Genomic DNA, 18,669 nt, shown 5'->3' on the forward strand with positions numbered 1-18,669 from the left:
CTTTCGTATCGAATACAAAGAGAGCTAACTGATGTTTCAATCGCTGCGTAGTGCTGGTTTTTTATCGACCTCTTTACTGATCGCTTTATCTATCGCCACACCGGTTAATGCTGAGTCCGATTTTGTGAATGTTTACTCGGCGCGCAAAGAAGCACTTATCAAGCCTTTGCTAGATAAGTTTTCCGATCAGACAGGCATCACAGTCAACCTGATCACAGGTAAAGCAGACGCACTGCTCAAGCGCTTGCAAGTTGAGGGCAGCGCGAGCCCTGCGGATATTTTCCTAACGGTTGATGCAGGCCGCCTACAACGAGCGAAAGATGCCAACGTGCTGCAGCCAATTCAAAACAGCGTTTTGGAGCAAACAATTCCGGCCAATCTACGCGATAAAGACAACCAATGGTTTGGCCTTTCACAGCGTGCACGCACCATCTTTTTCGCGAAAGACAAAGTAAAGCCAAGCGAACTCTCCACATATGAAGACCTAGCCTCTGACAAATGGAAAGGCCGCCTTTGCATCCGCTCCTCCGATAACATCTACAACCAGTCCCTGGTTGCATCCATGATCGAAGCAAACGGTGCGCAAGCAACTGAAACGTGGGCAAAAGGCCTCGTTGCTAACTTCGCTAAACCACCTGCCGGCGGTGATACAGATCAACTGCGTGCCGCTGCTGCAGGCGTCTGTGACGTAACGTTAGCAAACACTTACTACTTCGGGCGTTTGGCGAACAGCCAGAAAGCCGCAGATCAAGCCATTGTTGAGAAGCTCGGCGTGTTTTGGCCAAACCAGCAAGATCGCGGTGTGCATATGAACGTTAGTGGCGCAGGTGTGACAAAATCCGCACGCAATAAAGACAACGCCATGAAATTGCTTGAGTTCTTAGTCTCTCAGGACTCCCAAGAGTGGTACGCACAGGTTAACAATGAGTATCCTGTAGTACCCGGCACAGGCGTATCTGCAACGTTAACTCAGTTTGGTGACTTCAAAGCCGATACCGTCAAGCTGAGCAAGCTTGGTGAAAACAATCGTGCGGCGGTCGAGCTAATGGACCGAGCGGGATGGAAATAATTACTTCTCTCGTTCTCAATGGTAAGATTGTCCCGACAGCGCCTTAAGGCGCTGTCATCGTTTTAGTCAGGACTATCAACGCCCTATGATCGCGAGCGCTATTCAAACTCTACCTTTTAGACGCATCAACTGGCTGAGCAACCTTGCTGTTTTGGTTGCAGCTATCCTCGCGCTACCTATCTTAGTTATCGCAGCCTATGTACTTACAGGCTCTGCCGAGGTTTGGCGCCATCTCGCTGATACGGTGCTCAGCGATTACGTGATCAACTCACTGCTGCTAGTGGTTGGGGTGTCCATCGGCAGTTTATTGCTCGGCGTTCCAACCGCGTGGCTCACTAGTGTTTGCGCCTTTCCGGGCCGCCGCGTGCTTACCTGGGGCCTACTACTACCGATGGCCGTGCCGGCCTATATCATTGCCTACACTTACACAGGCTTGCTCGATTTCGCAGGTCCCGTGCAGACCGCACTTAGGGAAATCACGGGATTAGGTTATGGTGAGTACTGGTTTTTTGAGATCCGCTCCATTGAAGGTGCGGCCATTATGCTGGCGCTTGTACTCTACCCCTACGTGTACCTGATGAGCCGAGCTGCATTTTTGGAGCAATCGCAAAGCACGTTAGAAGTCAGCCGCACATTGGGCTACAGCTACAAGCAATCGTTTTTTCGCCTAGCTTTACCCCTAGCCCGCCCCTCAATTATGGCAGGCTTAACACTGGTGCTCATGGAAACACTGGCCGACTACGGCACAGTTAAGTACTTTGGAGTTACCACGTTCACAACAGGTATTTTTCGTACCTTTTATGGCTTGGGTGATGCAGCAGCGGCAGCACAACTAGCCGCCATGTTGCTTGGTTTTGTCTCGATTTTAATCTTGTTAGAGCGTTACTCACGCCGTAAGTCCCGCTACCACGGCGGCAGTTCCCAAGGTAAACAAGCACGCCTCATCAAGCTTGAGGGCGCAGCAGCTTGGGGAGCTACGCTCTACTGTTTTATTCCTGTATTGGTCGGCTTTTTACTGCCTGCGGGTGTCTTGCTCTATTGGGCTTTAACACAAGCAGACTTTACCGCTGCGGAGTTTATTTCACTCTCGTGGAACTCCTTTTATCTAGCGACAACGGCTGCGATCATTGCTGTGGTACTGGCACTGCTGCTTTGTTATGCCAAGCGGCTTAGTACTCGCCATCATGTTAAAACAGCTGTAACCATCGCAGGCTTAGGCTACGCGCTTCCGGGCACCATTATTGCCATTGGCGTTTTGATCCCTCTCGCTTGGCTAGACCACCGCTTGATAGCGTTCGCCAAAGATACGTTTGGTATAGATATCGGCTTGGTGCTCTCGGGTACGCTGGTTGCGCTGTTATTTGCCTATACAGTGCGCTTTCTGGCTGTCTCCTTAGGGGCGGTACAAAGTGGCCTCGATAAGATTAAGCCAAGCATCGATTTTGCCGGGCGCTCACTGGGCTGCACGCCCACTCAAGTACTGAAACGCATCCATGTGCCCCTCATGAGAAGCTCGGTGCTAACAGCGCTATTGATTGTCTTTGTTGATGTTTTGAAAGAGCTACCTGCCACACTGATTTTGCGGCCTTTCAACTTTAACACCCTTGCTGTTCGCGCTTTTGAGCTGGCGTCCGATGAACGGCTCGTGGACGCAGCGCCAGCATCATTGATGATTGTCTTGGTGGGACTTGCACCTGTGATACTATTAAGCCGTTCTATTGCACGCGGCAAACATACGATTTGAGAGGCTTATGAACGCGCAACCACACACGCTCGTAACACCACTACTGACCCTCACAGATATCAGTATTGCCTACGGTGACCATCTCGCGGTTTCGCACGCTCAAATGCAACTCGGCGATGGTGAAATTGGTTGCCTACTCGGCCCAAGTGGCTGCGGTAAATCCACGTTACTGCGTGCTATTGCAGGCTTTGAGCCTTTGCAAAGTGGTCAACTCTCTATGGGTGGGCGCATCCTAGCCACAAACCAGCAGATGCTACCGCCTGAAAAACGTAATATCGGCATGGTATTTCAAGATGTGGCTCTATTCCCACATCTAAACATAGCCGATAACATCGCTTTCGGATTACAAAAACTATCACGCAAAGAGCGCACTGCACGCATCACTGAACTACTTAAGCTGGTTGGGCTTCCCGGTGTTGAGCAGCGCTTCCCGCACTCATTGTCCGGCGGCCAGCAGCAGCGTATCGCACTGGCCAGAGCGCTAGCGCCACGCCCGCAGCTACTTCTGCTAGATGAGCCCTTCTCTGGTTTAGACGCCAAGCTGCGTGAAAGCCTCGTCCCAGAGGTGCGCAGCATTCTTAAAACGCTAGGTATAAGCGCCTTAATGGTTAGCCACGATCAGCATGAAGCCTTTGCTATTGCCGATAAGATTGGTGTGATGAATGATGGCCAAGTGCTGCAGTGGGCCAGCGCCGAAGAGGTCTACAACCAGCCAAGCACCCACTTCGTCGCTGAGTTTATTGGCCATGGTGATTTCATACACGGTACGGTGCACTGCCCCAACTGCGTTGACTCCGCACTAGGACGTTTGCGCTCCGAAATTCCCCATGGGTTCAACGCAGGTGAGCAGGTTGAAGTGCTGGTTCGGCTACAAAACGTGCAGTATGACGCTGGCAGCCCATACAGTGCTCAGATACAGCAACGCACCTTCCGTGGCGCGAATATTCTTTATAGCTTGCTACTCAGCAATGGCGATAAGCTTGCCTGCTTAACCGACCCATCTGTTGATATTCCGGTTGGCGCCGCCATGCCCATTCGCCCCGAGTTACAAAACTTGGTCGCATTCCCAGCAAGCCACTAAGCGCTGAGGTCAGCTTTAAAACGCTGCCAGTCAAAGCACGGGCCGGGATCAGTTTTACGCCCCGGCGCAATATCAGAGTGGCCAGTAATACGTTGCGCACTGATGCAGGGATAAGCCCGACAAATCGCTCTTGTGACAGCCGCTAGGCTCTCATACTGCGCGTCACTAAAAGGGTGTTGATCTGTCCCCTCTAGCTCAATCCCGATCGAGAAGTCATTGCACGCGTCGCGCCCATCAAAACAGGAAACGCCCGCATGCCAAGCGCGCTGATCGAGGTTCACAAACTGTACCACCTCTCCACAACGGCGAATCAGCAGGTGCGCCGACACCTGCAAATTGGCAATCTCGGTAAAATACGGATGAGCCGTAGGGTCTAAGCAGTTTTGGAAAAACTGTTCAATGTAATCACCACCAAACACAGCCGGTGGCAAACTAATATTGTGGATAACCAATAGATCCACGGCCTCACCTGCTGGCCGCTCATTAAAGTTGGGCGAAGGCACCCAACGCGCGCCATCCAAGCGGCCCGCTTTAATATCAAACTCAGATTTCATGACTTGCTGCTACTCGTAACCCACGGATTCATATAGAATCGAGCCATCATATCACGCGAAACAAACGATAGAGCCGAAACCACTATGCTGACTCTTGCTGACCTACAGCCCACCATCAAAGCCAACGTAGCCGCCGCCCTTCAGGAAGATATTGGCGCCGGTGATATTACCGCGCAACTGATCCCCGCCAGCGAGCAAGCTACAGCTCGGGTTATCAGCCGTCAAGATGCGGTAATCAGTGGCGTAGCGTGGGCCAACGAAGTGTTTCAGCAAGTAGACCCTAACTTAACGATTGAGTGGCAAGTGCAAGATGGCGACCACGTTAGCCGCGACCAAGTTCTGTTTTTAGCAACCGGTTCAGCACGCTCATTACTCACCGCAGAGCGTTGTGCGCTCAACTTTTTACAAACACTTTCTGGCACAGCCACGGTGAGCAGCAGCTACGCCGAGAAAGTTAAAGATACCCAAGTAAAATTACTGGATACCCGTAAAACCCTGCCTGGCCTGCGCCAAGCACAAAAGTACGCGGTGACTTGCGGCGGCTGCTATAACCACCGCGTCGGGCTGTACGATGCGTTTTTAATTAAAGAGAACCATATTATGGCCTGTGGCGGGATCGCTGAAGCGATTGAAACTGCGCAGCGTTCAGCCCCCGGCAAACCAGTCGAGATCGAGGTAGAAACCTTAGATCAGCTGCAACTAGCGCTTGATGCACGGGCGGATATTGTGATGCTGGATAACTTTTCGTTAGAGGCGATGCGCGAAGCAGTCAAACTTACGGCTGGCAGAGCAAAACTGGAAGCCTCTGGCAATGTGACTGACGCAACCCTACTGCCAATTGCTGAAACCGGCGTTGATTACATCTCGATCGGGGCGCTCACTAAACACTGCCAAGCGGTTGATTTGTCGATGCGTTTGATCTAACGCAAAGAGTGTTAACAATCTGGCGTCTAGCCAATTAAAAAAGCGAGCTATAAGCTCGCTTTTTTGTACAGGTAAACAGGCTAAAGGAGTTAGCCTAATTAGCGTTACACACCGCTTTACCAATCAGCGTCCACTCATCATTACGCTGAATCTCTAGGATGTCATACACCTCGATACGCAAACCACCCACCGGCAAGTTTTCAGCAGTAAATAATTCACACGCTTTACGCGCCGCTTGCTCACCGTTGGTGCGTTCGGCCACCACACCCACAGCTAAAATTTTATCATCTTCCCACCACACCGGACGCGCGGGGAACAATGCATCGGCTAGCAACAGCTGCTCTGCTCGTTGCTTTACAGCATCAGGTAAGCGCTTAGTTTGGGAGTTGATATAGAGGGTCACGCCAACACAGGCGGCGATAAGCAGAATAATAATGTTACGTTTCATAAAACACTGATCTGTTGGGTTTTTTCCTATCCTAACAGCAATCAGAGACAAGCAAAGCGATAAATTAGTCGCAGAAATAAAAAAGCCCCTAAGCCTTCGCTAGGCTTGGGGGCTATCAACCACGTAAAGTTTAACTACTACGGATTGTTTTTCTCGATTAGGTCTTTAGCCGCAGCTTGAGTGACTGATGTAGTGTTTGTCCAAGTGATACTTGATGTCCCCACGTTTGGTGTCATAGTAATTGTCTCTCCATCAACATTTGCACCAATACCGGTAGCCAATGTTAGTACGATTACACCATCTGTTACTGCAGCACTTGCCACTTCCTTAGTCGCGTTGAATACTGGAACCCCTCCAGAGCCAGAGTCGCAGGTAGTTAACACATTACCATTTTCTTGGGCACACAGACCTACTGCGGTTTTAAGGCTATTTGCAGAGCTGATTGCAGCCGAAGTTTTTGCCTTGACCGTGTAATCCTGATACGCAGGCAGAGCGATGGCTGCCAAAATACCGATGATCGCAACAACGATCATCAATTCAATCAATGTAAAGCCTTGTTGCTTTTTCATACGTTCTCTCCAGCGAGTATAAATAACGAATTAGGTAAAGCGTCTTCCTTGGTTGGCAGCGCTGCACTTAGTGTAGACAACTCCCTAAAATAATCCAATTTCCATGGGAACTTTTTACAAATATTTTGCGCCCCTTTCCCAGTGCTTTAGCAAGTGCTATTTTATGCCTACGAAACACAGACTTATGTCCCGCACCAGCGCAAGGAGAGAACGTGGTACATCAGCAACCCTTAAGTGGTCTCGCTCGTCGGCTTGTAAAAGATGGTGTTTTTTCTGCCGATGTGGCCCGCGATGCCATCGACAAAGCTCGCGCCTCACAAAAGCCTTTTATCTCCCATATTATTGATGAGCGCTTGGTTAGCGCACACCGGGCTGCCAGCGCCGCATCGGATGAGTTTGGTTTACCACTGCTAGATCTTTCGGCCTTTGATGCATCAATGGTGCCGCAAGGTATTGTCTCTGAGCAGCTGATTAATAAGCACCACGCGATCCCGCTGATCAAGCGGGATAACCGTATCTATGTGGCGCTCTCTGACCCAACCAATATCCAAGCGCTGGATGAGATCAAGTTCCACACCGGAACAACCACCGAAGGGGTTATTGTCGAAGACGATAAGCTGAAGCAGTTTATCGCCACGTTCTTAGAAGGCAGCGACTCCGCCCTAGACGATCTAGAAGACGCCGACCTTGATGCGCTTGATGACGGCACAAACGCTGAAGAGGAGGAAGAGGAGAGCAGCGAAGAGGCGGCAAAAGATGCACCCATTGTGCGCTTTGTTAACAAAATCCTGCTGGATTGTATTAAAAAAGGCGCATCGGATATTCACTTTGAGCCTTATGAAAAGTCATACCGTATCCGCAGCCGGATCGATGGTATTTTGCAAGAGATTGCCAAACCACCAAGCAACCTCGCATCGCGCCTCTCAACGCGTTTGAAGGTCATGTCCAAGATCGACATCTCAGAGAAGCGCCTACCGCAAGATGGCCGTATCAAGATGCGTATCTCAAAAAACCGCTCCATCGATTTCCGTGTAAACACACTGCCTACCCTTTGGGGTGAAAAGATCGTACTGCGTATTTTGGATCCATCCAGCGCCAAGATGGGCGTAGACGCACTGGGGTTTGATGCCGTGCAAAAAGAGCTATACATGGGCACGCTGCACAAGCCACAGGGGATGATTCTTGTTACCGGCCCAACGGGTAGTGGTAAAACCGTCTCGCTCTACACGGGTTTGAATACTCTTAACACGCCAGAGCGCAATATCTCTACCGCCGAAGACCCGGTCGAGATTAACTTGGAAGGGATCAACCAAGTCCACGTAAACCATAAGGTCGGGCTTACCTTTGCCGAGGCGCTGCGCTCCTTCCTCCGTCAAGACCCGGATGTTGTGATGGTGGGTGAGATTCGTGACTTAGAAACAGCCGAAATCGCTATTAAAGCTGCGCAAACAGGCCATATGGTGCTATCAACGTTGCACACCAACAGTGCTGCCGAAACGTTAACCCGTTTACGCAATATGGGGGTGCCGTCGTTCAATATTGCAACCTCTGTTAGCTTGATTATCGCTCAGCGTTTGGCACGCCGCTTATGTGAGAGCTGCAAAAAGCCGTTAGATCTGCCAGAAGCTGCCATACTAGAAGAGGGCTTTGAGCAGAACCAAATGAACGAGATGCAGCTCTTTGAGGCTAACCCAGAGGGGTGCCCAAAATGTACCCGTGGCTTTAAGGGCCGAGTCGGTATTTATGAGATGCTACCCATGACCCCTGAAGTTGCAGAGGTCATTATGAACAACGGTAACTCGTTAGATATTATTCGCGTGGCCAGCGGTCAGAGCTTTAGAACACTGCGACAGACGGGCCTCGATAAAGTAGCGCAAGGTATTACCAGCCTTGAAGAGATGAACCGCGTTATCAAAACTTAGTAGGGATCGATGTAAGGCATGGCGGCGAAAGAGCAAAAAATAATTACCTTCGCATGGCAAGGTAAAGATAAAAGCGGCAACTTAAGTAAAGGCAAAATTGACGCACCGGATATCGCAACTGCGAAAGCGAACCTGCGCAAGCAAGGCATCTTGCCTAAACGTGTAGCCAAAGATTCTAGCCTTTCGTTATTAGGCGAGAAGAATAAGCCGATTAAATCGGTGGATATCGCCTACTTTACGCGCCAACTGGCTACTATGCTCAAATCAGGCGTTCCGCTGTTACAAGGTATGGAAATCGTTGGTAACGGCACCGAGAAAATTGCCCTCAAACGTTTGATCAACCAGATCCGCCAATCAGTGAGTGGTGGCTCGGACCTTGGCCAGTCGTTACGTGCACACCCCAAGTTTTTCGACGACTTATTCTGCAGCCTCGTAGAAGCGGGCGAAGAGTCGGGCGCACTCGAGGAGATGCTTGACCGTATCGCTACTTACAAAGAGAAAACCGAATCACTTAAGGCAAAAATCAAAAAAGCAATGACATATCCAGCCGCTGTACTTCTCGTCGGCTTGATCGTCTCAGCTATTTTGCTGGTAAAAGTAGTACCTACCTTTGAAGGTATATTTAGCTCTTTTGGAGCAGAGTTACCCGCTTTCACTCTTTTCGTAATTGGTCTATCCGAAATTGCACAAGCCTATTGGTATATCGCGTTGTTCGCCATTATTATCGGCGGTTTTGTTTTCGTGCGGCTTAAACGCAACTCCCAAGCCTTTGCTGATTTTGTTGACCGCGCAGTACTGAAAGTTCCTGTTATTGGCGGCATTTTGCATAAAGGCGCTATCGCCCGTTTTGCTCGCACACTCGCAACGACCTTTGCTGCCGGTGTGCCACTGGTTGAGGCGCTGGACTCTGCAGCGGGGGCATCAGGCAATGTGGTCTATCGAAACGCGATTATCCAGATACGTAACGGCGTATCTACCGGCCAATCATTGCAGAATGCCGTTAACATGACTGGGGTTTTCCCAAATATGACGGCCCAGATGATCGCTATCGGTGAAGAGGCAGGCTCGTTAGATATGATGCTCGACAAAGTGGCGACCTTCTATGAAGAGGAGGTCGATAACGCCGTTGATAACCTTTCGAGCTTAATCGAGCCACTCATCATGGCGATTCTTGGCGTACTCGTTGGTGGCTTGGTTATCGCGATGTACTTGCCGATCTTCCAGTTGGGTAATGTGGTTTAACTTAGCTAAGCCAAATTGCTTATATTGCTTTGTTCACCTAAGTTGCTAAACCGCGACTGAGTTTTTTCTTCTAGTTAATAGTGTTAATTAAATCATGGCTGAGCTTTACACGTTTTTTGCAGCAAATATCTATGCAGGCCTCGGCCTTACCTTCGTTTTCTCATTACTGGTTGGGAGCTTTCTAAACGTAGTAATCTACCGCATCCCCGTTATGATGGAGCATGAGTGGGAAGATAACCTTGCAGAGGCGCAGGGGAAAGAGGTGGAGCGCGAGACTTTCAACCTATCTGTACCTCGCTCTCGATGTGGCAACTGCCAGCACCAAATTCGCTGGTATGAGAACATTCCTGTTATTAGCTACCTGATACTGAAAGGCAAATGTAGCCAGTGTAAAACAGCTATCTCGTTGCGCTACCCTGCAATTGAGCTGCTAACAGCTTTGCTGAGCGTACTAGTAATTTATACGTTAGGTTTTAACGGCTTTGGTTTCGCGGCTGTTGTTTTTACGTGGTTACTGATCGCGCTGACCTTTATAGACCTCGATCACTACCTCCTGCCCGACCGTATCACACTGCCGCTGTTATGGCTTGGCCTGCTTATAAACACACAAGAGATGTTCACTAGCCTATCCTCAGCCGTTTGGGGAGCCGCAATTGGATACCTTACTCTTTGGTCGATCTATTGGTTATTCAAACTACTGACCGGCAAAGAGGGCATGGGATATGGCGATTTCAAACTATTGGCCGCGTTAGGAGCATGGTGCGGGGCGACGAGCTTGCCACTGATTATTTTGCTCTCCTCCGTCACGGGGGTTGTTCTCGCGATAGTTATGGTCGCGTTTAAACGCCATGAAGCCCAAAAACCACTTCCTTTTGGCCCTTACCTTGCGATAGCAGGCTGGATTGCTTTACTCTGGGGCCAACAGATCACAAATGCTTATCTCGGTATGCTATAAGGTTTAAAACATGTTAGTGGTTGGATTAACAGGTGGTATCGGTAGTGGTAAAAGTGCGGCGTCAGAGGCTTTTGCTAAGCTAGGGCGCCCCATCATTGATGCTGATGTGGTAGCAAGAGAGGTTGTAGAGCCCGGTGAAGAGGCTCTGGCGAAAATAGCTGAGCATTTCGGCGAAGCGGTACTGCAGGACGATGGTCACCTAAATCGAGCCATGTTGCGCGATATTGTTTTCCAAGAGTCCAAACACCGCGAATGGCTAGAGCAATTGCTGCACCCTATTATTCGTACACGCATTATGGATAAACTAGAGAGCTATCAAGGCCAAGAAGCTTACGCCATTCTCGCCTCGCCGCTGCTACTGGAAACGGATCAACACAAGCTTGTTGATCATATTATCGTTGTAGATATAGAAGAGCCGCTACAGATTAAGCGCACATCTGAGCGCGATGGTAATACACCTGATCAAGTAGAGCGCATCATGGCGGCGCAATTAAGCCGAGCAGAGCGCGCGGCAAACGCGGATTCTTTGCTAGACAACAACACAACCCGAGAAGCCCTTGAGCAACAAGTTGCTACGCTAGATAAGAAGCTTCGCAGCTTAGCTGCTGAGGAGTACCAAGCATGAGTAAATCGGTTAAGGTGGCTTGTCCCCAGTGCCAAAAGAAAGCGGCATGGGATAGCAAAAACCCATACCGCCCTTTCTGTAGTGAGCGCTGTAAACTGATCGATTTAGGCGCTTGGGCCAGCGAAAGCTACCAGATTCCGAGCTCCCCATCTGAAGAGGAGTATGGTGAGTACAGCACAGGGCTGGATGCTAACGAGAAGCCTTTTACTCCAACCATGCACTGATAGCAGCGATACCTTGTGCCCCTATCGCTAACGCATGTGGCAACTCATCTTCCGACATTCCACCCAGCAGATATACCGGCAAAGGCGCTTGGGCGATAAGCTGCCGCGCGGCATCAAAGCCTAACGTAGGCGAGCCTGGATGACTATTGGTCGGTAAGATGGGCGAAAGTGTAATGTAATCACAACCAATCCTGACTGCTGCCTCGATCTCCTCCAGATTATGACATGAAGCCCCTAAAAGACTGCTCTCAGGATTAGACTCGGTTGCCTGTAGCTCTTTACTACTTAGATGGCGGGAAAGATGACTAGACGCAGCGCCATATTTTGGGTGATTAAGCGTAACCTCCACACCTTCATCCAAAGCTTGCATGAGAGCAAGACGCCAAGATAGCGCCTCATCCAATGTCAGCTGCTTCTGACGCAGCATAACCCATGAGATTGGCGCTCGTTTACAAGCACTGAGAGTATTCTCTATACACGCCTCTAGCGTCTCAGCTTGCGGAGTAATGAAAATACGCTGCGGTAAGCGTATCGCGTTTAAGATTGGCTTGTTTGCAGCAGGAAACTCATAATCACCAAGGTCCGCTTCACTTACCCACGCTGTTTTCTGCCCTTCTTTCCCGTGGGCTTCACCTGCAAACTCAGTGACGCGATAAACATCTAGCAGTACAGATTTATCAGGGTAGTGGTGCGGAATTTGGATTAACGGCTCACAAGCCAGCACTTCAATACCGACCTCTTCATGCAGCTCACGGTGGAGTGCTTGTTCAGCACTCTCACCGGGTTCTACCTTCCCGCCAGGAAACTCCCACAACCCACCTTGATGCTTGTCTTGGGGACGGCGGGCAAGAAAAATCGCGCCACAGCCATCCTCAATGACAGCTGCAGCGACATGTATAAGACGGCTCACAACCTCTCCTAACTACGGTAGTCAGCGTTGATAGACACGTACTCCTGCGACAAATCTGTAGTCCATACAGTTTCTGATACAGTGCCACGGTTTAGTACTATTTTGATCAAGATATTCTCTTGGTTCATCACCGCTTGGCCCGCCTCTTCTGTATAACTTTCAGCGCGCCCGCCGTTTTCAACAATGCAGACATCGTCGAGGTAGATTTTAAGGGCATCAAGGTCAAAATTTTCGATACCCGCACGCCCAACAGCGGCTAAAATACGGCCCCAGTTCGGATCGCTAGCAAACAGCGCTGTTTTCACCAATGGTGAGTGAGCCACGGTATAAGCGGTGTCCAGCGCCTCTTTTTGTGACGCTGCGGACTCTACATGGATAGTAACCAACTTCGTTGCACCCTCGCCATCTTTAACAATCGCCAGCGCCAGCTCCAACATGACTTGTTCGAGCGCATCAGCAAACAACTTATAAAGTGGCTCGTTATCTTGTGTTACTTCAAGATCCAGCGCTCCAGTCGCGACCAACATGCACGAGTCGTTGGTTGATGTATCGCCATCTACTGTAATCCGATTAAATGACTTATCAGACTTCTCAGCCAGCAGAGCTTGCAGCAACTCGTGATCAACCTGCACATCCGTAGCAACATAACCCAGCATGGTCGCCATGTTAGGCATAATCATCCCCGAGCCTTTGGAAATGCCCGTCACCGTGACGGTTTGGCCTTCGTAAATAAACTGTACACTGAATCCTTTAGGGCGCGTATCCGTGGTGAGAATACCCTCCGCTGCGTTCGCCCAGTTATCTTCATCAAGATTCGCGAGTGCTTCAGGGACAACCTGCACAATTTTATCAACCGGCAGTTTCTCACCGATCACACCTGTTGAGAATGGCAGCACATCTTCTCGTTTCACGTTAGCCGCATCCGCTAGGGCTTGGCAGCACGTGTATGCATCCGCCATACCTTCAGCGCCCGTGCCTGCATTCGCATTGCCGGTGTTAACCAGCAGATAGCGGTTACGGCCTGTCGCAAGGTGATCTTTCGAGATCACCACAGGTGCGGCGCAGAAGGCATTCTTGGTGAACACACCGGCTACCGTTGCTTTCTCTGCAATTTCCATAACAACAACATCTTTGCGCCCAGGCGTTTTTACACCTGCAGATGCAACACCTAACCGAAACCCTTTTACCGGATGCAACGCCGGTAGCGTTGAGGCTCCTACTGCCATGACTTTTATCCCTCGCACAGAAAAAGAAAGCAGCCGAAGCTGCTTTCATATCAATAGATAATAATTAATCTAACTTACCGCAGCACTGCTTGTACTTCTTACCCGAACCACACGGGCAAGGTTCATTACGACCTACTTTTCGGCCATCGCGCGTGAAGGTTTCGCCAGCACTTGGGGCTGCTTCTTCACCACCTTCTTGCGCGAAGCCGGAATCGTCTTTGTGCTCAAAGTTCATTTGTTGGCGTTCTGCTTGCTCACGACGCTGCTGCTCCATCGCTTCTACCTCTTCGGGCATCTGCACTTGAACGTGTGAAAGCACTTTTACGACATCACGCTTAATATTTTCCAATAGGTTTTGGAACAGTTCAAACGACTCGCGCTTATACTCTTGTTTCGGGTTCTTCTGCGCATAGCCACGCAAGTGGATACCTTGACGCAGATGATCCATCGTTTGCAGGTGCTCTTTCCATAGCGTATCGAGCACTTGCAACATAACCTGCTTCTCAAACAGGCGCATACTCGGCGCACCCACTACTGCTTCTTTAGCCTGATAAGCAGAAACAACTTCGCCCAAGATCTTGTCGCGCAGGTTCTCTTCGTGCAGCGAGTTGTCTTCATCCAACCACGCTTGAACTGGCAGCTGAACTCCAAATTCAGCTTCCAATGCACGCTCTAGCCCCGGCACATCCCACTGTTCCTCTAGACTCTGTGGAGGGATATAGTTGCTAATCGCATTATCTACCACTTCAGCTCGCACAGCTTCAACTGTTTCCGAGATATCATCCGCAGCCATTAGTTCATTACGTTGTGTATAGATAACCGTACGCTGATCGTTAGCCACATCGTCATATTCAAGCAGCGCTTTACGAATATCGAAGTTACGCCCTTCCACTTTACGCTGCGCTTTTTCGATGGCGTTAGTCACCATTTTATGCTCAATCGCCTCGCCCTTCTCCATACCTAGTGCTTGCATAAAGGTACGTACACGCTCGGATGCGAAGATACGCATCAAGTCATCTTCAAGGGAGAGGAAGAAACGTGACGAGCCCGGGTCGCCCTGACGACCCGAACGGCCACGTAGCTGGTTATCGATACGGCGCGATTCATGACGTTCTGTACCGATGATATGCAAACCACCCGCCTCAAGCACTTTCTTGTGACGCTCTTCCCAATCAACGCGGGCCGCAGCCTCTTGCTCAGGAGTTGGGTTATCTAAGGCAGCCAGCTCAAGTTCCAGCTTACCGCCTAGCATGATGTCAGTACCACGACCGGCCATGTTAGTGGCGATTGTTACAGCACCAGGGCGGCCAGCTTCAGCGATAATTGTTGCTTCACGCTCGTGGTTTTTAGCGTTCAGTACGTTGTGCGCTACCTTCTCTTTTTTAAGGTAGTTGGAAAGCAGCTCAGATGACTCAACTGAGGCCGTACCCACCAGTACAGGCTGACCGCGCTCTTGGCAGTCGCGAATCTCTTTCACAATCGCAACATACTTCTCTTCCATTGTGAGGAAGATAATGTCGTTGAGATCATTACGTGCAACATCGCGGTTGGTTGGGATAACGATAACGTCCAAACCATAAATCTGGCGCAGCTCAAAAGCTTCCGTATCGGCTGTGCCGGTCATACCGGATAGCTTGTTGTATAAACGGAAATAGTTCTGGAATGTAGTCGAAGCAAGCGTTTGGCTCTCTTGTTGGATCGAGACACCCTCTTTAGCTTCAACAGCTTGGTGTAAACCTTCAGACCAACGACGCCCCGGCATGATACGGCCGGTGTGCTCATCAACGATAACCACCTGACCATCTTGAACGATGTAGTCTTTATCTTTTACAAACAGGTTGTGTGCACGTAACGCGGCTAGCACGTGGTGTAGGAGATTAAGGTTTTGCGGCGCATAGAGGCTTTCACCCTCTTCCAGCACGCCCTCTTTAGCCAGCAGCTCTTCGACCACTTGGTGGCCGGCCTCTGTCATTTCAACAGTGCGATTTTTTTCATCAACAACGAAGTGCTCGTTGATCACCTGCTCTGTATCTTTCGGGTCGATCTCACCTTCGAAGCGCTGTAAGTGCGGGATCAACGTGTTGATCTTCTGGTACATCGCGGAGCTGTCTTCCGCAGGCCCAGAGATGATCAAAGGAGTACGCGCTTCATCGATTAGAATCGAGTCAACCTCATCGACTACGGCAAAGTTAAAGTCGCGCTGTACCTTCTCTTCAAGACTGAAGGCCATGTTGTCACGCAGGTAGTCAAAGCCAAACTCATTGTTCGTGCCGTAAGTAATATCTGCAGCATAAGCTTGACGTTTCACCTCTGGATCTTGGCGCGATAGAACGATACCAACGCTCATGCCAAGTGCTTCATACAGTGGGCGCATCCACTCTGCATCACGTTTCGCGAGGTAGTCGTTGACGGTGACAACATGCACACCCTTACCAGAGAGGGCATTTAGATAAACAGGCAAAGTTCCAACCAGCGTTTTACCTTCACCGGTGCGCATCTCAGCTACACATCCTTCATGAAGTGTAATACCACCGATCAGCTGAACATCAAAGTGGCGCAAGCCTAGGGTACGTTTTGAGGCTTCACGCACAACAGCAAAGGCTTCAGGTAGCAAAGCGTCTAGAGCAACACCCTCTTCTAGACGAGCGCGAAACTCAGCAGTTTTTCCTTTTAGCTCCTCATCGCTGAGTTTTTCAATCTCTTCTTCCAGCGCGTTCACAAGCTTGACGAGCTTGCCCATACGCTTCAACTCGCGATCATTCTTGCTACCAAAAATCTTTTTAAACATTGAGGTCAGCATATTTTGAATTCTTTCCGTACGTCTCGGTAACGAAGGCTACCGAATTAATGAAACAGATTTTATCTGTTTATAAGGTCAAGATGTGAAATCTCAACCATCCTATTGATATAAACTAAATAATTTTCCGCATTAAAAATGCCGGGAAGGACCCGGCATTTTTTATTTGAGCAATGACTTATACAGCAACAGGCTTTTGATAAGAGATCGGAGCGACCTGATCCTGCTCTTCAAACGTAACTAACTCCCATGCACCTTCTGTGCTCAGCAGCTTACGCGACAACAAGTTGTTTAATTGATGCCCCGACTTAAATCCGTAAAACTCGCCAATCAAGCTTTTACCAAGAAGATAAAGATCACCCACTGCATCCAAAACTTTATGCTTTACGAACTCATCATCATAACGCAAGCCATCATCGTTCAATACGCGGTAATCATCAACGACGATTGCATTCTCTAAGCTGCCGCCAAGCGCTAAGTTTTGTGAGCGTAAATACTCGAAGTCGCTCATAAAACCAAAGGTACGAGCACGACTTACTTCTTTCACGAAAGAGGTGCTTGAAAAGTCTAAGCAAGTCTCTTTATTTCGGCCTTCAAAAGCAGGGTGTTCAAACTCGATCTTGAAACCAACTTTAAATCCATCAAATGGCTTAAATGTTGCTGTTTTACCATCAACTTCGATCGAGATCTCTCGCGTCACACGAATAAACTCTTTCGGTGCATTTTGCTCTGCAATGCCTGCAGACTGAATCAGGAAGACAAACGGCGCAGCGCTGCCATCCATGATAGGGACTTCTTCTGCGCTCAGTTCAACAACGGCGTTATCGATACCCAAACCAGCTAACGCGGACATAAGATGCTCGACGGTACCTACACGCACACCCTCTTTACCCAAGTTTGTTGAGAGAACGGTGTCTACTACATTTAGCGCGTGGGCAGGAATCTCGACAACAGGGTCAAGATCGATACGGCGAAAAACGATACCACTATTGATTGCAGCAGGCTTCAGCGTCAGGTAGACCTTCTGCCCGGTATGCAAACCAATACCCGTGGCTCGAATACTATTTTTAAGTGTACGTTGTTTGATCATTTCATCGCCGAAAAATTTGCCAAGTTAACCAATTATTATAATAAATTCGTCATATCACAGCAACTCACCCACTCTATGCCTAGTCGACCTGGCGACGGATATAGGTTGGGATGTCCAATGTCTCTACATCTTCTTTACGCTGCTCTGTCTTAGGTTCCGTACTGCGATTTGGTTCCACTAATGCTTCAGCTTTTTGGCGACGCAATACCGTGGGCAACTCGATTTTTTCAAGATCAAGCGATCCATCTTTTTTCTGATGAGTCGGCTTTGGCTGCTGAGGCGCGGCGGCTTGCGCTTCCGATTTAGCAAATCCCGTTGCTACGACAGTCACCTTCATATCGTCAACCATGTCTGGATCGATGACAGTACCCACAACAACTGTCGCATCCTCTGAGGCGTACTCTTCCACGATCGCTCCCACCTCGGAGAACTCACCCAAGCTGAGATCCAGGCCAGCAGTGATATTCACCAACACACCACTTGCACCTTTTAGGTCAACATCTTCCAGCAACGGGCTGTTGATTGCAGCTTCTGCCGCTTCTGTTGCACGGCCTTCGCCACGAGCAACACCAGTACCCATCATCGCCATGCCCATTTCAGACATTACGGTACGCACATCAGCAAAGTCGACGTTGATCATACCTGGGCGTGTGATCAGATCAGCAATACCCTGCACAGCGCCGCGCAACACATCGTTCGCGGTATTAAACGCATTCAGCAGACTGCAGTTACGGCCTAGCACCTGCATCAGCTTTTCGTTAGGAATCACGATTAACGAGTCCACGTGCTCTTGCAGCTCTTTCATGCCTTCAACCGCAATTTTCATACGCTTGCGGCCTTCAAACGGGAATGGTTTAGTCACCACGGCAACTGTCAAAATACCAAGCTCCCGCGCGACTTCCGCAACGACAGGCGCAGCACCAGTGCCGGTACCGCCGCCCATACCTGCGGTGATAAATACCATATCAGCACCCTGTAGAGTTTCGACAATACGGTCTCGGTCTTCAATGGCTGCTTGGCGACCCACCTCTGGATTCGCACCTGCGCCCAGCCCCTTGGTAGCGCCGCCAAATTGCAACAAGGTTTTTGCGGACATATTACCCAGCGCCTGAGCATCTGTGTTCGCACAGATGAACTCGACACCTTCTACGTCTTTGTTCACCATATGTTCGACGGCGTTTCCACCGCCACCGCCGACACCAATTACCTTAATCACGGCATTTTGTGACACGCTGTCTATTAGCTCAAACATGACATTCTCCTGGCTCTTTTGTCACCCACCCTGCGTT

17 protein-coding genes are annotated in these 18,669 nt (G+C 49.8%); 9 read left to right on the plus strand and 8 right to left on the minus strand.

All coding sequences use genetic code 11. The annotated features are described in order from the left end of the window. Positions 1–31 precede the first annotated feature (31 nt). The 3 genes from E4L36_RS07265 (at position 32) to E4L36_RS07275 (ending at position 3,894) form a co-directional block, all read left to right on the plus strand. Entirely contained in the window at positions 32–1,069 is a 1,038-nt protein-coding gene (locus tag E4L36_RS07265) for a Fe(3+) ABC transporter substrate-binding protein (protein WP_136680077.1), read from the plus strand. An 85-nt stretch (positions 1,070–1,154) separates the two neighbouring features. Further along, positions 1,155–2,813 carry an iron ABC transporter permease gene (locus E4L36_RS07270; protein ID WP_136680078.1) on the plus strand — a complete coding sequence of 553 codons (1,659 nt, stop codon included), beginning with the start codon at positions 1,155–1,157 and terminating at the stop codon, positions 2,811–2,813. A 7-nt stretch (positions 2,814–2,820) separates the two neighbouring features. Then, complete coding sequence (locus E4L36_RS07275; protein ID WP_136680079.1) at positions 2,821–3,894, plus strand: ABC transporter ATP-binding protein; 1,074 nt, start codon at positions 2,821–2,823, stop codon at positions 3,892–3,894. Here E4L36_RS07275 and ampD read toward each other — a convergent pair. After that, positions 3,891–4,448, minus strand: a complete 558-nt coding sequence (gene ampD, locus E4L36_RS07280; RefSeq protein ID WP_136680080.1) for a 1,6-anhydro-N-acetylmuramyl-L-alanine amidase AmpD — start codon at positions 4,446–4,448, stop codon at positions 3,891–3,893. The two genes, E4L36_RS07275 and ampD, sit on opposite strands and share 4 nt — an antisense overlap. Before the next feature lie 84 nt (positions 4,449–4,532). Here ampD and nadC point away from each other — a divergent pair, with 84 nt between their 5' ends. Continuing rightward, complete coding sequence (gene nadC, locus E4L36_RS07285) at positions 4,533–5,372, plus strand: carboxylating nicotinate-nucleotide diphosphorylase (RefSeq protein WP_136680081.1); 840 nt, start codon at positions 4,533–4,535, stop codon at positions 5,370–5,372. A 94-nt stretch (positions 5,373–5,466) separates the two neighbouring features. On the opposite strand, the gene E4L36_RS07290 is transcribed toward nadC, so the two are convergent. Next, positions 5,467–5,820 (minus strand): hypothetical protein, encoded by a 354-nt coding sequence (locus E4L36_RS07290; RefSeq protein ID WP_136680082.1) that lies wholly within the window; start codon positions 5,818–5,820, stop codon positions 5,467–5,469. Between the two features lie 137 nt (positions 5,821–5,957). Further along, positions 5,958–6,389 carry a pilin gene (locus tag E4L36_RS07295; RefSeq protein ID WP_136680083.1) on the minus strand — a complete coding sequence of 144 codons (432 nt, stop codon included), beginning with the start codon at positions 6,387–6,389 and terminating at the stop codon, positions 5,958–5,960. A gap of 212 nt (positions 6,390–6,601) precedes the next feature. Between E4L36_RS07295 and pilB the strand changes: the two genes are divergently transcribed. From pilB to yacG, 5 genes are all read left to right on the plus strand, one after another. Further along, the gene (pilB, locus tag E4L36_RS07300) at positions 6,602–8,311 is read left to right on the plus strand and encodes a type IV-A pilus assembly ATPase PilB (RefSeq protein ID WP_136680084.1); all 1,710 of its coding nucleotides are present in this window, start codon (positions 6,602–6,604) and stop codon (positions 8,309–8,311) included. Positions 8,312–8,329: 18 nt separating this feature from the next. Further along, positions 8,330–9,553, plus strand: coding sequence for a type II secretion system F family protein (locus E4L36_RS07305; RefSeq protein WP_136680085.1), 1,224 nt, complete (start codon positions 8,330–8,332; stop codon positions 9,551–9,553). A 94-nt stretch (positions 9,554–9,647) separates the two neighbouring features. Next, complete coding sequence (locus E4L36_RS07310) at positions 9,648–10,508, plus strand: A24 family peptidase (RefSeq protein WP_136680086.1); 861 nt, start codon at positions 9,648–9,650, stop codon at positions 10,506–10,508. A gap of 10 nt (positions 10,509–10,518) precedes the next feature. Beyond that, positions 10,519–11,133 carry a dephospho-CoA kinase gene (gene coaE / locus E4L36_RS07315; RefSeq protein WP_136680087.1) on the plus strand — a complete coding sequence of 205 codons (615 nt, stop codon included), beginning with the start codon at positions 10,519–10,521 and terminating at the stop codon, positions 11,131–11,133. Further along, complete coding sequence (gene yacG, locus E4L36_RS07320; RefSeq protein WP_127692251.1) at positions 11,130–11,357, plus strand: DNA gyrase inhibitor YacG; 228 nt, start codon at positions 11,130–11,132, stop codon at positions 11,355–11,357. The genes coaE and yacG overlap by 4 nt, the downstream gene beginning before the upstream one ends. Here the strand turns inward: yacG and E4L36_RS07325 are convergent. From E4L36_RS07325 to ftsZ, 5 genes are all read right to left on the minus strand, one after another. Next, the gene (locus E4L36_RS07325; protein WP_136680088.1) at positions 11,338–12,267 is read right to left on the minus strand and encodes a Nudix family hydrolase; all 930 of its coding nucleotides are present in this window, start codon (positions 12,265–12,267) and stop codon (positions 11,338–11,340) included. The genes yacG and E4L36_RS07325 overlap by 20 nt on opposite strands. Before the next feature lie 8 nt (positions 12,268–12,275). Beyond that, the gene (gene argJ, locus E4L36_RS07330; RefSeq protein ID WP_136680089.1) at positions 12,276–13,493 is read right to left on the minus strand and encodes a bifunctional glutamate N-acetyltransferase/amino-acid acetyltransferase ArgJ; all 1,218 of its coding nucleotides are present in this window, start codon (positions 13,491–13,493) and stop codon (positions 12,276–12,278) included. Between the two features lie 64 nt (positions 13,494–13,557). After that, positions 13,558–16,293, minus strand: coding sequence for a preprotein translocase subunit SecA (gene secA / locus E4L36_RS07335; RefSeq protein WP_136680090.1), 2,736 nt, complete (start codon positions 16,291–16,293; stop codon positions 13,558–13,560). Between the two features lie 175 nt (positions 16,294–16,468). Continuing rightward, positions 16,469–17,380: a UDP-3-O-acyl-N-acetylglucosamine deacetylase gene (lpxC, locus tag E4L36_RS07340; RefSeq protein WP_127692247.1), complete on the minus strand. Its 912-nt coding sequence runs from the start codon at positions 17,378–17,380 to the stop codon at positions 16,469–16,471. A 79-nt stretch (positions 17,381–17,459) separates the two neighbouring features. Then, the gene (gene ftsZ / locus E4L36_RS07345) at positions 17,460–18,632 is read right to left on the minus strand and encodes a cell division protein FtsZ (RefSeq protein WP_136680091.1); all 1,173 of its coding nucleotides are present in this window, start codon (positions 18,630–18,632) and stop codon (positions 17,460–17,462) included. Positions 18,633–18,669: the final 37 nt, after the last annotated feature.

Source organism: Neptunomonas sp. XY-337 (genome assembly GCF_004959845.1).
Lineage (GTDB): Bacteria > Pseudomonadota > Gammaproteobacteria > Pseudomonadales > Balneatricaceae > Neptunomonas > Neptunomonas marina.